16 protein-coding genes are annotated in these 13,578 nt (G+C 72.3%); 7 read left to right on the top strand and 9 right to left on the bottom strand.

What is annotated here, in order from left to right; translation table 11 throughout:
* Positions 1–85: 85 nt before the first annotated feature.
* From FRAAL_RS06525 to FRAAL_RS06535, 3 genes are all read left to right on the top strand, one after another.
* Entirely contained in the window at positions 86–490 is a 405-nt protein-coding gene (locus FRAAL_RS06525; RefSeq protein ID WP_011602688.1) for a M67 family metallopeptidase, read from the top strand.
* Positions 491–823: 333 nt separating this feature from the next.
* A complete protein-coding gene (locus FRAAL_RS06530) occupies positions 824–1,144 on the top strand; it encodes a MoaD/ThiS family protein (RefSeq protein WP_011602689.1) in 321 nt (106 codons plus the stop codon).
* A gap of 21 nt (positions 1,145–1,165) precedes the next feature.
* Positions 1,166–2,113, top strand: coding sequence for a PLP-dependent cysteine synthase family protein (locus FRAAL_RS06535; RefSeq protein WP_011602690.1), 948 nt, complete (start codon positions 1,166–1,168; stop codon positions 2,111–2,113).
* 153 nt (positions 2,114–2,266) lie between these two features.
* On the opposite strand, the gene rdgB is transcribed toward FRAAL_RS06535, so the two are convergent.
* Genes rdgB through murI form a run of 4 tightly spaced genes read right to left on the bottom strand, consistent with a single transcriptional unit; the run spans position 2,267 to position 5,349 of the window.
* Positions 2,267–2,875, bottom strand: a complete 609-nt coding sequence (gene rdgB, locus FRAAL_RS06540; RefSeq protein WP_011602692.1) for an RdgB/HAM1 family non-canonical purine NTP pyrophosphatase — start codon at positions 2,873–2,875, stop codon at positions 2,267–2,269.
* Positions 2,876–2,886: 11 nt separating this feature from the next.
* Complete coding sequence (gene rph / locus FRAAL_RS06545) at positions 2,887–3,630, bottom strand: ribonuclease PH (protein WP_041938930.1); 744 nt, start codon at positions 3,628–3,630, stop codon at positions 2,887–2,889.
* 55 nt (positions 3,631–3,685) lie between these two features.
* Positions 3,686–4,432 carry an MBL fold metallo-hydrolase gene (locus FRAAL_RS06550; protein WP_041938931.1) on the bottom strand — a complete coding sequence of 249 codons (747 nt, stop codon included), beginning with the start codon at positions 4,430–4,432 and terminating at the stop codon, positions 3,686–3,688.
* Positions 4,429–5,349: a glutamate racemase gene (gene murI / locus FRAAL_RS06555; RefSeq protein ID WP_011602695.1), complete on the bottom strand. Its 921-nt coding sequence runs from the start codon at positions 5,347–5,349 to the stop codon at positions 4,429–4,431. The genes FRAAL_RS06550 and murI overlap by 4 nt, the downstream gene beginning before the upstream one ends.
* 927 nt (positions 5,350–6,276) lie before the next feature.
* Between murI and FRAAL_RS06560 the strand changes: the two genes are divergently transcribed.
* Entirely contained in the window at positions 6,277–6,654 is a 378-nt protein-coding gene (locus FRAAL_RS06560) for a hypothetical protein (protein ID WP_011602697.1), read from the top strand.
* 32 nt (positions 6,655–6,686) lie between these two features.
* Here the strand turns inward: FRAAL_RS06560 and FRAAL_RS06565 are convergent, their stop codons facing one another.
* The 3 genes from FRAAL_RS06565 to FRAAL_RS06575 form a co-directional block, all read right to left on the bottom strand.
* Positions 6,687–7,115: a DUF3307 domain-containing protein gene (locus tag FRAAL_RS06565; protein WP_011602698.1), complete on the bottom strand. Its 429-nt coding sequence runs from the start codon at positions 7,113–7,115 to the stop codon at positions 6,687–6,689.
* 340 nt (positions 7,116–7,455) lie between these two features.
* Positions 7,456–8,328, bottom strand: coding sequence for an NAD(P)-dependent oxidoreductase (locus FRAAL_RS06570; protein WP_011602699.1), 873 nt, complete (start codon positions 8,326–8,328; stop codon positions 7,456–7,458).
* A gap of 101 nt (positions 8,329–8,429) precedes the next feature.
* Complete coding sequence (locus tag FRAAL_RS06575) at positions 8,430–8,750, bottom strand: putative quinol monooxygenase (RefSeq protein WP_011602700.1); 321 nt, start codon at positions 8,748–8,750, stop codon at positions 8,430–8,432.
* A gap of 396 nt (positions 8,751–9,146) precedes the next feature.
* On the opposite strand from FRAAL_RS06575, the gene FRAAL_RS06580 reads away from it, so the two are divergent.
* Positions 9,147–10,184 carry a hypothetical protein gene (locus FRAAL_RS06580; RefSeq protein ID WP_041938932.1) on the top strand — a complete coding sequence of 346 codons (1,038 nt, stop codon included), beginning with the start codon at positions 9,147–9,149 and terminating at the stop codon, positions 10,182–10,184.
* A 49-nt stretch (positions 10,185–10,233) separates the two neighbouring features.
* Here FRAAL_RS06580 and FRAAL_RS06585 read toward each other — a convergent pair whose 3' ends face one another.
* Positions 10,234–10,743: an NUDIX hydrolase gene (locus tag FRAAL_RS06585; RefSeq protein ID WP_041938933.1), complete on the bottom strand. Its 510-nt coding sequence runs from the start codon at positions 10,741–10,743 to the stop codon at positions 10,234–10,236.
* 232 nt (positions 10,744–10,975) lie between these two features.
* Between FRAAL_RS06585 and FRAAL_RS06590 the strand changes: the two genes are divergently transcribed.
* Both FRAAL_RS06590 and FRAAL_RS34650 read left to right on the top strand, forming a co-directional pair.
* On the top strand, positions 10,976–11,422 hold the full coding sequence (locus FRAAL_RS06590) for a winged helix-turn-helix transcriptional regulator (RefSeq protein ID WP_011602703.1): 447 nt from the start codon (positions 10,976–10,978) through the stop codon (positions 11,420–11,422).
* A 114-nt stretch (positions 11,423–11,536) separates the two neighbouring features.
* Entirely contained in the window at positions 11,537–12,913 is a 1,377-nt protein-coding gene (locus FRAAL_RS34650) for a cytochrome P450 family protein (protein ID WP_011602704.1), read from the top strand.
* Here the strand turns inward: FRAAL_RS34650 and FRAAL_RS06600 are convergent.
* Positions 12,894–13,484, bottom strand: a complete 591-nt coding sequence (locus FRAAL_RS06600) for a hypothetical protein (protein ID WP_231861539.1) — start codon at positions 13,482–13,484, stop codon at positions 12,894–12,896. The genes FRAAL_RS34650 and FRAAL_RS06600 overlap by 20 nt on opposite strands.
* Positions 13,485–13,578: the final 94 nt, after the last annotated feature.

The raw sequence follows: 13,578 nt of genomic DNA on the forward strand, positions 1-13,578 counted from the left end.
CCGCCGGGACGATCCGGGGCGCGACCGGGACGGTCTCGTCGCCAGGACCGCCCAGACCGCCCCTTCCACGTCGTACGGTGGGCCAGTGCTGCGCATCGACCGTGCCTTCTACGAGGCGATCGTCGCCCATGCCCGCCGTGATCATCCCGACGAGGCGTGCGGAGTCGTCGCCGGCCCGGTGGGTTCGGATCGGCCGGAGCGGTTCATCCCGATGGAGAACGCCGAGCGTTCGCCCACGTTCTACCGCTTCGATTCGAAGGAGCAACTCCGGGTCTGGCGGGAGATGGACGACCGCGACGAGGAACCCGTCGTCATCTACCACTCGCACACCGCGACCGAGGCGTTCCCGTCCCGCACCGACATCTCCCTGGCCGCCGAGCCCGGTGCACACTACGTGCTGGCCTCCACCCGGGAGTCCGATCACACCGAGTTCCGGTCCTTCCGGATCGTCGACGGCACGGTCACCGAGGAGCCGGTGGAAATCGTCTGAGGGCCTGGGACGTTGCAGTGGCGGAGCCGGCGTGCGACGGCGCGCGTTGAGGGGGGTGGCGGCGTGACCGGTTCCGGTGGCGGTGGTGCGCGAGCGAGGCGGTCCGGGACACCGTCCCCGCCTGCGCGAGCTGAATCGCGGACAGCCGCGCCGTCGTCGGGGCATCCTGGGCCTGCGAGTGGCGAAGTCCCCGCCCCGGCGCGTCCCGGCCCTCTGTCCTGACACCCCGCAGACTGTCCTGACACCCCGCAGACCCCCGCCCGCGTCATCATCCCGCCCGTCCGGGCGGCGCCTCGGTCGAGCCCGACCGCTGGCACCCGCGAAAGGAGCACCATGGCAGTCCAGGTCCGAGTGCCGACGATCCTGCGTAGCTACACGGGAGGTTCGAAGCTGGTCGAGGGCACCGGCGACACCGTCGCCGCGCTCTTCCTCGACCTCGACTCCCGGCACTCCGGGCTGCGTGGCCGGCTGGTGACCGGTGAGGACGGAGCCGAGCTGCACCGGTTCGTCAACATCTACGTCAACGACGAGGACGTGCGCTTCCTCGGCGGGCTCGACGCCAAGCTCAACGACGGCGACGAGGTCACCATCCTGCCCGCGGTCGCCGGCGGCTCCACCGCCAGTTCGCCCCGCGTGCCCGCCGGTCAGCACTGAGCCGAGCGGCAGGTCCGACTCATGCGATTCGACTCCCTGGCCGACTCGGTCGGCCGGACCCCGCTGGTCGGGCTTCCGCGACTGTCCCCGTCGCCGGAGGTCCGGCTGTGGGCGAAGCTGGAGCAGGACAACCCGACCGGTTCGATCAAGGACCGGGCGGCGCTGTGGATGATCGCCGACGGCGAGAAGCGCGGCCTGCTCACCCCCGGCGCGACCGTCCTGGAACCGACCTCCGGCAACACCGGCATCTCGCTGGCCATGGTCTGCCGCCAGCGGGGTTACCGGCTCGTCTGCGTCATGCCGGAGAACACCTCGGTGGAACGCCGCCAGCTCCTGCAGATGTGGGGCGCCGAGATCCGGTACTCGCCCGCCGCCGGGGGCTCCAACGAGGCGGTCGCCGTCGCGAAGCGGCTCGCCGCCGAGAACCCCGACTGGGTCATGCTCTACCAGTACGGCAACCCGGCGAACGCCCAGGCGCACTACGAGACGACCGGCCCGGAGATCCTCGAGGACCTGCCCGCCATCACCCACTTCGTCGCCGGCCTCGGGACGACCGGCACCTTGATGGGCACCGGCCGCTACCTCAGGGAGCGGGTGCCGGACATCACGATCGTTGCCGCCGAGCCCCGCTACGGCGAGCTGGTGTACGGCCTGCGCAACATCGACGAGGGCTTCGTGCCCGAGCTGTATGACCCGTCGGTGCTCACCTCGCGCTACTCCGTCGGTCCGCGCGAGGCCCTGCGGCGCACCCGGGAGCTCGTCCAGGAGGAGGGCATCTTCGCCGGGATCTCCACCGGAGCCATCCTGCACGCCGCGTTGGCCCAGGCCGAGCGGGCGGTCCGGGAAGGCCGGCGGGCCGACATCGCCCTCATCGTCTGCGACGGCGGCTGGAAGTACCTGTCCACCGGCGCCTACGCCGGCACCCTCGAGGAGGCCGAGGCCGCACTCGAAGGTCAACTATGGGCGTGACCCCACAGATCGCCTTCGGCGATCTGTGGGGACCCCTCGCCCAGGGCGCCGTCTGGGGTTTCCGTCAGATCGCCTTCGGCGATCTTCCTGGGGGAGCCGTTGGGGCCTTCGGCGATCTGTGGGGACCCCTCGCCCAGGGCGCCGTTCGGTGGGTTACGAGGTGAGGACCTCGCGCAGAAGGGTGGCCAGGTCGCGGAAGGCCAGGCCGCGGTGGCTGATCGCGTCCTTCTCGGCCGCGGTCAGCTCGGCGTTGGTCCGGGTCTGGCCGTCGGCGAGGAACAGCGGGTCGTAGCCGAAGCCGGCCTGGCCGCGGGGCTCGGTCAGTAGGACGCCCCGCAGCTCCCCGTGCGTCACCCGCTCCACGCCGGCGGGGGTGACCAGGGCCGCCGCGCAGACGAAGGCGGCGCCGCGGCGCTCGGGTGGCACGTCGTCGAGCTGGGCCAGGAGCAGGGCGTTGTTCGCCTCGTCGCGCTCGACGCGGGTGCCGTCCCGGCGTCCGGACCAGCGGGCCGAGCGCACGCCGGGCATGCCGGACAGTTCGTCGACCGCGAGCCCGGAGTCGTCGGCCACGGCGGGCAGGCCGGTCTGGTCGGCCGCCGCCCGCGCCTTGATCAGGGCGTTCTCGGCGAAGGTTGTCCCGGTCTCGGCGACCTCCTCGCCGTCGGGGAGAGCCACCAGCTCCACCGACAGGCCGCTGGCCGCCAGGATGCGGCGCAGCTCCGTCAGCTTCGCCTCGTTGCGGCTGGCGAGGACCACCCGCACCGGCTTCGCGGTCACCGTGCCCCCTCCGGTCGGGCGGGACCCGCCGGCGCCGGACCCTGCAGCGCCTCGGCCTGGATCTCCGCGAGCTGGGCGCAGCCGAACACGGCGAGGTCGAGCAGGTTGTCGAGCATCGCCCGGTCGAACGGGACGCCCTCGGCGGTGCCCTGTACCTCGACGAACCCGTCCGCGCCGGTGCAGACCACGTTCATGTCGGTGTCCGCGGTGGAGTCCTCGGTGTAGGCGAGGTCGAGCATCGGCTCGCCTCGCACGACCCCGACGCTCACCGCGGCGACGCTCGTCGTGATCGCCGCCGGCCGGCCGAGCCAGCGGGCGGCATCGACCAGCGCGACGTAGGCGCCGGTGATCGCGGCAGTGCGGGTGCCGCCATCGGCGAGCAGCACGTCGCAGTCGATGGCGATGGTGTTCTCGCCAAGCGCGGCCAGGTCGATGCAGGCCCGCAGGCTGCGCCCGATCAACCGGGAGATCTCGTGCGTGCGCCCCCCGATCCGGCCACGCACCGACTCGCGGTCGTTGCGGGTGTTGGTGGCCCGCGGCAGCATCGAGTACTCGGCTGTCACCCAGCCCAGGCCGCTGCCCTTGCGCCAGCGCGGGACGCCGGTGGTCACGGAGGCGGCGCACAGCACCCTGGTCCTGCCGGCGCTGATCAGCGCCGATCCCTCGGCGTGCTCCTGCCAGCCCCGCTGGATCGTCACCTGCCGGAGATCGTCCGGTTTCCTGCCATCGACTCGTGTCACGCCCGCGACACTATCGGCCCGCCCCGGACCGGCCGCCCGGCCCCGCCCGAGCCGGTCAGATCTCGTAGGTGGCCCCGGGCGCGGCGATGGTCAGGTTCCCGTCGAACGCCCCGGCCGCCTCCTCCTCCGAACGGGCGGCGTTGCCCCAGGGGACGAGATGGGTCAGCACCAGCCGCCCCACACCGGCCTTCTGCGCGTGCTCGCCGGCCTCCCGGCCGGTGAGGTGCAGGTCGGGCGGGTTGTCCTCGTCGTCGAGGAAGGATGCCTCGCACAGGAACAGGTCGCTGTCGCGGGCGAGCCGGACGAGCCGGTCACAGGCGCCGGTGTCGCCCGAGTAGGTGAGCACCCGATCCTCCGCCGTGACCCGGACGCCGTATGCCTCGACCGGGTGCGCCACCCGGGTGAGGTCGATGCGGAACGGCCCGACGTGCAGGCAGCCGGCGCCGATGGTGCGGAAGTCGTAGATGTCGGCGAGGCTGTCGTCCGGCCACTTCTCGAACGCGCCGCACAGCCGTTCCTGGGTGTTGATCGGGCCGTAGACGGGCAGCTTGGGCGGCATGCCCTCGGGGTGGTAGCGCCGCGCGTAGGAGTTTGCCACCAGGTCCAGGCAGTGGTCGCCGTGCAGGTGGCTGAGCAGGACCGCGTCGATGTCGCGCAGGTCGCAGTGCCGCTGCAGTTCGCCCATCGACCCGTTGCCCGCGTCGAGGACGAGACGGAACCCGTCCGACTCCACCAGGTACGACGAGCAGGCGGAGGCCGGCCCCGGGTACGTGCCGGAACATCCGAGAATGGTCAGTTTCACCGTGGCACCACCGGGCTCTGCTGGGAGGAATCCTGATCCGCCGCGGGTCGGGCGGTCCAGACGGCTGCGGTCGAGGTCCTGGTGGCGGGTGGCGGGGACGGCACCGGAAGGGACGGCTCCCCGGAGGCCACGGCCGAGACCTGGACGAGTTCGGGCCCTAGGAACCTGCGCCCCACCCGGGTGAACAGCGTGGGGTCACCCGTGGTCAGGAAGCGGTGGCTGGGTGGCGGTAGGTCAGGGTCACGGAACAGCCCGTCCCGCGCGAGCACCCGGTAGGTGTCCTTCGCCGTCTCCTCGGCACTGCTCACCAATGTCACGCCCTCTCCCATCACGAGGCCGATCACCCCGGTCAGCAGCGGGTAATGGGTGCATCCGAGTATCACCGTGTCGACGTCGGCTTCCTGCAACGGTGCGAGATATGCCTCGGTCAGTCCGAGTAGCTGCCGCCCAGAGGTGATACCCCGCTCGACGAAGTCCACGAACGCGGGGCAGGCGACGCCGGTCAGGTCGACGCCCGCGGCGGCGGTGAACGCGTCGTCGTAGGCGCGGCTGCCGATCGTGGCCACCGTGCCGATGACGCCCACCCGACCGCTGCGGGTGGCCGCCACCGCGCGTCTGGTCGCCGGCATGATCACTTCAACGACCGGGACGCTGTAGCGTTCCCGCGCGTCGCGCAGGCACGCCGCGCTGGCCGTGTTGCAGGCGATCACGAGCAGCTTCACCCCCTCGTCGACCAGACGATCAAGACACTCGAGGGCGTAGCGGCGTACCTCGGCGATGGGGCGTGGTCCGTAGGGTGCCCGTCCGGTGTCGCCGAGATAGACCAACGGCTCATGCGGAAGCTGGTCCAGAATGGCGCGCGCCACCGTGAGACCGCCTACTCCGCTGTCGAACACCCCGACCGGCGCGCCGCTCATGAGCGATCAGACTAAGCCGGAAACCCGATGCTCACCCTGTGGCTGTCATCACGAAACCTTTGTCCAATACGGGACAGCATGCGCAAGTCGCACATCGTGGCGATCTGTCCGGCGCTTCGGGTTGCCTCGCCGCGTGTCATACGTCGTTGCTACCCATGCTCCGGCCCCGGTGTGCCGGGGCCGGACGATGTGTGGCGGGGTCGACATCCCCTCGGTGGCCCCTGGCCGCAGGGGAATTCGCAAATTCCGGCCGATCGGGTCGGGAACGATCCGGTGCGGGCTCGTCCTCCCGCGACGAAAGGTGCCCGACTGGCAGCGGCATACGGGTACAGGGACCTCAAACGGGGTGTACGCTAGAACTGCCTGTAATCGATCAGTGACTAAAAGCTATCGACCAGGTAGGTTGAGGACGCGGCTGAGGTGTCCGGGTCGTTCCCATCCGTCCCCGAACCGCGATGCCCCAGTCGCATCCTCGAGCTCGGCGGCGTCCGGTCGAGGCATCCAGGGAGATGCCCTGACCGGCACCGTCGGGCCAATGTCCGTGCCGCGCGGGCAGCGGCGCCGGAGTGCCCCCGTCCGGCCGCCCGGTCGGGTCGCGGGTCGGTCCGCAGCGCCGCGCCGGTGGGCGCGATCCGTCCGCGTTTCAGGTTGTGGGTCGTTCCCCGCTGTCCCCCAGTGCCCCTACCATGACGAGATGCTGTGATTGTCGCTGCCGTGGGCGGGCAGGTCATCGAGCGCCAGTGGGAGATTTCGGGGCGTCACCAGCGCCGCTGCCAGGGTCGGGTGCCGCCGCTGACCGCGGCGTCGCGGCCGCCGCCCCAGGACGGACGGAGCAAGCGGGATGATCACTGTCAAACCGCCCTCCCAGCTTGTCGGGTTGGCGTCGATCGAGGTCGTAGCCCTGTCGAGGGCGATAGGAACATGGCTATGGCACGGTTCCTCGCTGCAGGCGCCGCGGGCGTCGCCCTTCTGGTGGCAGGGTTGGTCACCGTGGCGCTCGTGCTCCCACCCGCATACAGCTACCTGGTCCCGCTCGTCATCATCCTCGTCGTCGTGGGGGTCAACATCACTGCCTGGCTCGTGATCCCGCATGTTGTCGGCTCGGCGTTCGCTTCGGCGTCCGGGGCCGCCGAGCGGTCGGAGCCCGCGCACTCCGACTCCGCCGGTGGCTCGTCGTCGTTCGGCTTCGCCCCGGTCGGGTTCGACTGGCCGAGCGGTGACCTCGCCGCCGAACCCAGCGCTGACGAGTGGTCGTCATGCTGGGACTACGCCGGCCGCGACGGTGCCGACGACGATCGCTGGTAGGACGGGTCTGCCCAGGTCGGCGGGCGCACGGCTCACAGCAGCACGGTGACCAGCGCGGCCAGCCACAGCGAGGCCGCGTGTAGCGACTGGTCGGCCAGGTACATGCCGTTCATGCCGTTGTCGGCGAGCTCGGCGAAGTCGCCGCCACCCGTCCTGGTCAGCAGCCAGCGCACCGCGGCCCGGCGGTCCCACAGCGCGTGGCTGACCACCGAGATCACCAGCCCGGCGACAGCCCCGAACGCGGACAGCCGTAGGTCGAGCCCGACCGCCGCCACCGTCACCATCACCACGACGACCGCGTGATACGCGGCCAGATGGCGTCCCAACGCCGCCCAGCCGGCCGGGCCCGGCGTCGTCTTCAACCGGGCCTGGGCGTCGGTCTGGCCCAGCACGTGATCGGCGAGCTGGTGGGCCGCGAACAGGGTCACCACCAGGACCGCGAAGGTGACGGCCCTGGTCATGAGGTCGGGGCGGGACGTCGGGACGGAGCTGCGCTCATCGTCATTCCTGCTCTGCGCCCAGCGCCCGGGCGGGCCGGGCGGGCCGGGGACGGCTCGGGGCCGCTCACCGGTGCTCCGTCGGCGGGCGGCACGCGGCGGGCGGCGCCCGCCGACGCGCACCGGCGGAGTCGGCCGGGACGGCGGGTGCGAGTGCGCACCCGGACTTCCGTCGGGCCGACCGGGTGGACTCGTCGCCGTTCAGCCTGCGACCCGGCGGGCTGCGACACCGCATCCTGGGACGGCTTTCGCCGGGCCTCGCGTAGTCGGCGGCCACCCGAGCGCCCGACCCGCCGGAGTCGGGTCAGACGAGCCCGGCGCGGCGGCGGGAGGTCTCGGCGACCGCCGACCAGTCCTGTTCGCCCTGGCCGTGCGCGAGTGCCTCGATGAACGCGTCACGCAGCACGCCGCCGAAGGGCAGGGGGACGTTGCGCTCCTGGCCCGCGGCCAGCGCGAGGCCGACGTCCTTGAATCCCAGCGGCAGCCGGAAGTTGACCGGCTCGTAGCTCCTCTTCCCGATCATGCCGCCGTAGCCGGCGAAGACCGGGCCGGCAAACAGGTTGTCGGTCAGCACCTCGATGAACAGGGCCGGGTCCAACCCGCCCGCCTCGATCACGGTCGTCGCCTCGGCCATCGCCTCGATGGAGCATGCGATCAGGTAGTTGCCGAGGATCTTGACCAGGTTGGCGTGCGCCGGCGCCTCGCCGACCGTCCAGGTGCGCCGGCCGAGGACGTCGAAGAGCGGCTGCACCTTGGCGATCGTCGCCGGCTCCCCGGCGGTCACGATGGTGAGGTTGCCCGCGGCCGCGGCCTCCGTCCGGCCGAACACCGGCGCGGCGAGATAGCGCAGCCCCCGTTCGGCGTACTCGCGCGCGGCGCGTTCTGCCAGGGCAGTGCTGATCGTCGCCATGTTCACGTGCAGGGCGCCGGCGGGCGCCGCGGCCAGCACTGTGGGGTCGAGCAGGCGCTCCGTCACGGCCTGGTCGTCGGCCAGCATGCTCAGCACGGTCCCGGTCGCGAACGCCTCCTCGATGCTCGCGGCGACGGCGCCGGCCGCGGCCAGCTCGGCCGCGGGCCCGGGGGAGCGGTTCCAGACCAGCACGGTGTGGCCCGCAGCGACCAGGTTGCGGGCCATGGCGACGCCCATCCCGCCCAGGCCGATGAATCCGATCCTCATCCGTCACGCTCCTGACTGCCGGAATTCGGACGCTTCTGTCGGTGACACACCGCAGTCTGGCCCGCCACCGACAGGCAGAGTGGCCGGGGGTCGCCGGGCCGTCAGGCGTCGGTGGCGACGGGAACGCCGGTGCCGGCGGTGAAGGTGATGAACTCGATGCGCGGCGGTCCGGTCAGCAGCGACTGCCGGCCGGCGGCGAAGCGGTGCATGTGTGGCTGGTTCTCGTGCTCCTCGAAGGCATCGCGGTCCCGGTAGAGCTCGTAGAACAGCCGGGCGTTCGGGTCGCCGGCGACGCGGTGCGTCGTGTAGATCAACGTGCGGGGCTCCCGTTCCGCGATGAGGGGCACCGTCTGCGCCACCAGGGCGTCGAACGCGTCCGCAGTGTCCGGGCGAACCTCGAAGCGCACCGTCAGACCGAACATGGCTCCACCTCCGCGACGCAGTCATCGGCAGCGAAGTTCTCACCGTCGCCACATTGTGAGTGACACTGTGTGACCTCACTATAGATCACTGTAATGCGTCTCGCGAGACTCGCGTCACATCGCCGCGGCCCAACCTCGGCAGCCTTGAGTAGTCACCGGGTAGGGCCGTCCGGACCTTGACGCGGGCGGTTGCGGCGGGGTCGCACGGAACGAGTCGAATCGCTCACCTGATGCAATGAAATGATTACAATTCATCGAGTAGTCGTTCATTGGTAGATCCTCTGGTGAGGCGGCGGCGTTTCGATGCTCGCTCCTCGTCCGCCCGGATCGGCGGCGGCTTTCCACCCGGTCCCCGACGGATCAGTTCTGCCTTACCTCACCGACAGTGGCCTCTCCTTGCTGGACGAGGCCCTGATGATCGTCGGCGGCGCGGTTGTCGCCGGCCGATCCGACCGCTCCGTGATCGGCATCCGGTACCGGAACCAGCCTGTGCTCGTCGATCCCGCCACGTACCGCACGGCCGAGCAGGCCGCCGCGGAGGGGGACGGGGCCAGCACACCGCCGGGTCTGGACCTGACCGGCGGCGTCGCGGCTGATCTGCCGGGTGTCGGCGCGTGGCCGGGCTCGTCCGCCAGCCCGGTTCGGCTGCTGGGCGGCCCGGTCATCGCCGTGGCGGACCGGGACGCCCTTGTCCTGGCGCTGGGTGCCCCGGAGCCGGGTGTCGTGGTGCTTGCGCTGCCGCTCGGTTGGCTGCTGTCGGGAGGCCTGGACACCCTCATCAAGGAGATCATCGCGGCAGACCGGCCGGTCGCCATCGTCCTCGCCCACCGGAGCAATCCGCTCGATCGCGCCGGGACCGTGGCCGGCCTGGTGGCCCTGCTGCGGGAGACGCGACCGGTCCCGATCGGCCTCATCCGCTGCGACGTCTCGGCCATCGGCGCGGTGGCCCACGGCGCGGCTCTCGGAGCGGTGGGGCTTCTCCCCTCGACGCGGCACCAGTCGTGGCCCGGGGGTGGAGGACGAGCCTCCTCCGATCCCCACCTGTTCGTCCCGGACCTGCTCACGTACGTCCCGGCTGGGCGGCTGCGGGAACTGGCAGACGACCATCAGGATCGGCTGCTCGTCTGCGAGTGCCAGGCATGCGACGGCCGCAGTCTGCTGCGCTTCGCCGGCGGGCCGGGGACGATCGCCGAGCCCTCGCCCGGCAGCCGCGCGGACGGTGGGACCGGGCTGGCGGCGGCGCTGCACAATCTGCACGCCACCGAGGAGATCTCGATCCCGGTGATCGAGTCCTCGCCGGAGAAACGAGCCGCCTGCTGGAAGCGGATGTGCCTTCAGGCGGTCGACAGGCTGGTGACGGTGCGCGAACGGCGTGGTGACGGGGCCCCGGCGGTGGGGGCCTGGCTGAGGCAGTGGTGTGACCTGCCGGCGTGAGCCTGCACGGGAGGCCAACGCGTTTGGCCACCCGTCCGGCCGGTCCTGGTCAGGGGGCGGGGAGGGCGGCGAGGGCGGTGGTCACGAGGTGGCGCATGAGCGCCGGGTCCCCGCCGCGGTAGCGCCGCAGGAAGTCCTCGGGTTCGATCAGCATCCGGCCGGCGGACTCGTGGGTGGTCTCCCACGGGCCGAGCTCGGTGACCCGGGCGGTGCGGATCACCATGTAGGTCCAGTCGTCGGCGCCGAAGTAGTCGGACTCGATCACCTCGACCGGGTGCAGGACGCCGAGCCGGGCCCGGACCTCCTCCCACGCCTCCCGCCGCACGGTCTCGTCGATCGACGACTCGCCGCGCTGGACATGCCCGCCGGGTATGTCCAGTCCGCGGGTCAGCTCGGCGACGACCAGTCGGCCGTCGTCGGCGACCGCCACCACCGACGCGCTCGTCACCCGCTCGAACGGCGGGTCCGGCGACGGCCCGAGGCACCTCAGCGTCGTTGGCGTCGTTGGGCCGTCCCGCCGGCTCCGCACCGGTCGCCGGTCCTCTCCCGCGGTGGTCATGGCAGGACTCCTTCGGTGGCTGGTGGCTCCACGGTCCTGTCTACCGCGAGGTGCGGGGCGCCGTTGACGTTTCGGCTCATCGCGCACGGTGACTGCGTTACTGGTCGCTGTTACTGGTCGCTGGCCCGTCGGGAGGTGATAAGTTTGATTACCGGACCGACACCTTCCGCCGGTTGCCCGGGAGATTCGGGCGGCGGGGCCGGGTCGGACTGCGGAGCGTGCGGTCGAGGGGATGGTCACCATGGCCGGTGCCGGGCGGGACTGTTCGATCGCCAACGCGCTCGGAGTCGTCGGGGAGCGGTGGAGCCTGCTCGCGCTGCGCGAGGTGCTGCTCGGTGAGCGCCGTTTCGACCAGATCGCCCGCAACACGGGGGCGAGCCGGGACATCCTCGCGGCGCGGCTGCGCACCCTCGTCGAGCGCGGGGTGCTGGCCAAGGTGCGGTACCAGGAGCATCCGCCGCGCTACGAGTACGTCCCCACCGAGGCCGGCCGCGCGCTGCGGCCGATCCTGCTCGGACTGATGGAGTGGGGCGACCGCTACGTCACCGACGGCCCGGGGCCTACCAGGTGGGAGCACGACTGCGGCGCCGAGCTCCATCCCGAGATGGTGTGCGGGCACTGCCACGCGCCGGTGCTGCCCGGGACGACGACCCTGGTCCGGCTCGGCCAGGTGCGCTGACCGCCACCGGCGGGCATCACCCCGTGGTCGGGGATCGCGGACATCGGTGCGCGACGCCCGCCGGGTGCCGTCCCGGCCGGCCGCGCGCATCCGACCAGAGGCGGGGGGATCGGCGTGGTTCACGTCCAGCCGCTGTCCGTCGCCGCAGCGGGGCCGAGCCTCGTCGCGGAGGCCGCCGCCCTGCGTGCCCGCGGGCCGGTCGCCGAGGTGACCCTGCCCGGCGGCATCCCTGCGTACGCCGTCAACGAGCACGCGCTGCTGCGCGCGTTGCTGCTCGATCCGCGCGTCAGCAAGGACCCTCGCCGTCACTGGGCGCAGTGGGACGAGGCGTGCCGCCGGCCCGAATGGGGCTGGGTCCTGCAATGGGTGGGCGTGGTGAACATGCTCAGCACCTACGGTGTCGATCATGCCCGGCTGCGCCGGCTGGTCGCGCCGAGTTTCAGCGCCCGGCGCACCGAGCTGCTGCGTCCCGCCGTGGTGGCGGTCACCGAGCGGCTGCTCGACGACCTGGCCGCCGGGTCAGCCCGGGCCGCCGGGTCCGCCGGGTCGGTCGGGTCGGTCGGGTCGGTCGGGTCCGCCGGGTCGGTCGGGTCCGCCGGGTCGGTCGGGTCCGCCCGGTCGGTCGGGTCCGCCGGGTCCGCCGGGTCGGTCGTCGACCTGGTGGGCACCTTCGCGCAGCCGCTGCCGCTGGCGGTGATCAGCGGGTTGTTCGGCATCCCGGACCGGATGCGCCCGGACTTCGCCCACGTCGTCGAGCAGATCATGAACACGACGGTGAGCTCGGAGCAGGCCGCCGCGAACCTCGGCCGTACCCGGTCGGTCCTGGCGACCCTCGTCGAGAGGAAGGTGCGCGAACCCGGTGACGATCTGACCAGCGAGCTCATCGGTGTGCGGGACGCGGTCACCGGCGACCGGCTGGCGCACCGGGAGCTGCTCGACACCCTGCTCCTGCTCATCAGCGCCGGTCACGAGACCACCCGGCATCTGCTCGGCAACGCCGTGCACGCGCTGCTGACCCACGATCGCCAGCTCCGTCGGCTGCGCGCCGGGGAGATCACCTGGGATCAGGTCGTCGAGGAGACGCTGCGGTGGGCGCCCAGCATCGCCAACATCCCGCTGCGCTTCGCCGTGACGGACATCGACACCGGCGCGGTGACCATCCCCGCCGGGGCGGCGATCGTCGCGGGCATCCTCGCCGCCGGGCACGACCCCGGCCACCACGGCCCCGGGGCCAGCCGGTTCGAGCCCGGCCGGGACGCGGCCGACCACCTCGCGTTCGGGGTCGGCGTCCACCGGTGTCTGGGCGCCCCGCTGGCACGGCTGGAGGCCGGGTACGCCCTGCCCGCCCTGTTCGCCCGCTTTCCCGGCCTCGCCCTCGCCACGCCGGCGGATGACCTGCCGCAGGCCCCCTCCTTCATCGTCCACGGCTGGCAGGCCCTGCCCGTCCGGCTCGCGCCGCCCGCCCCACTGGTCACGGCATCGGCACGATGACCACGCGCGACCGATCGTGGTCGACCGCGAGCCCGGCGCAGGGCCGGCCCCGTGCCCACGGCTGACCGAATCCGCTGTCGTCGATCGACCAGGTACGCAGCCCGTAGTCGTCCAACTTCTGCCGCAGGACCGCGACGATCTGCCCACGGGGGCGGCAGTGGTCGGCGGCGACGATGTCGACCGCCTCGCGCTGGAACGCCGCGAACCGCCGCGCGGCGTCGGACACCCCCGCGAACGGGCGGAGTTCCAGCGACGCGCAGGCATCTGTCGCGGGAAAGACGGCGATGCTCCCGTCCGCACGAAGGCAGGCCGCCGCCGGCGTGTTCGGACCCAGCCTCGAGCCGGCACCCGCCCCTGCGCCCGTGCCCGGCCCCGGCCGTCGCCAGATGTCCCGACATGCCGCGACCGGGTCTGCCGCCGCCTGCCCACCGAGGACGGCGGTGTCGCTGGTCAGGCTGACCGCCGAGTAGCAGCCGACTGCGGTGGCCCGGGTGGCCAGCCCAGCGGGCCGCAGCCCCCAGCCGGCGGCGGCGAGGCAGCAGACGGCCAGGGCCACGGCCGGCACCAGCACCCTTCTCCGCCGCCACCAGACCCGCGAGCGCCGCAAGTACCGGGGTGGCCACGGCCACCGCGGTGCGGGTTCCTGGGACGCGCGAACGTGACGT

Source organism: Frankia alni ACN14a (genome assembly GCF_000058485.1).
In the GTDB taxonomy this organism is placed as follows: Bacteria; Actinomycetota; Actinomycetes; order Frankiales; family Frankiaceae; genus Frankia; species Frankia alni.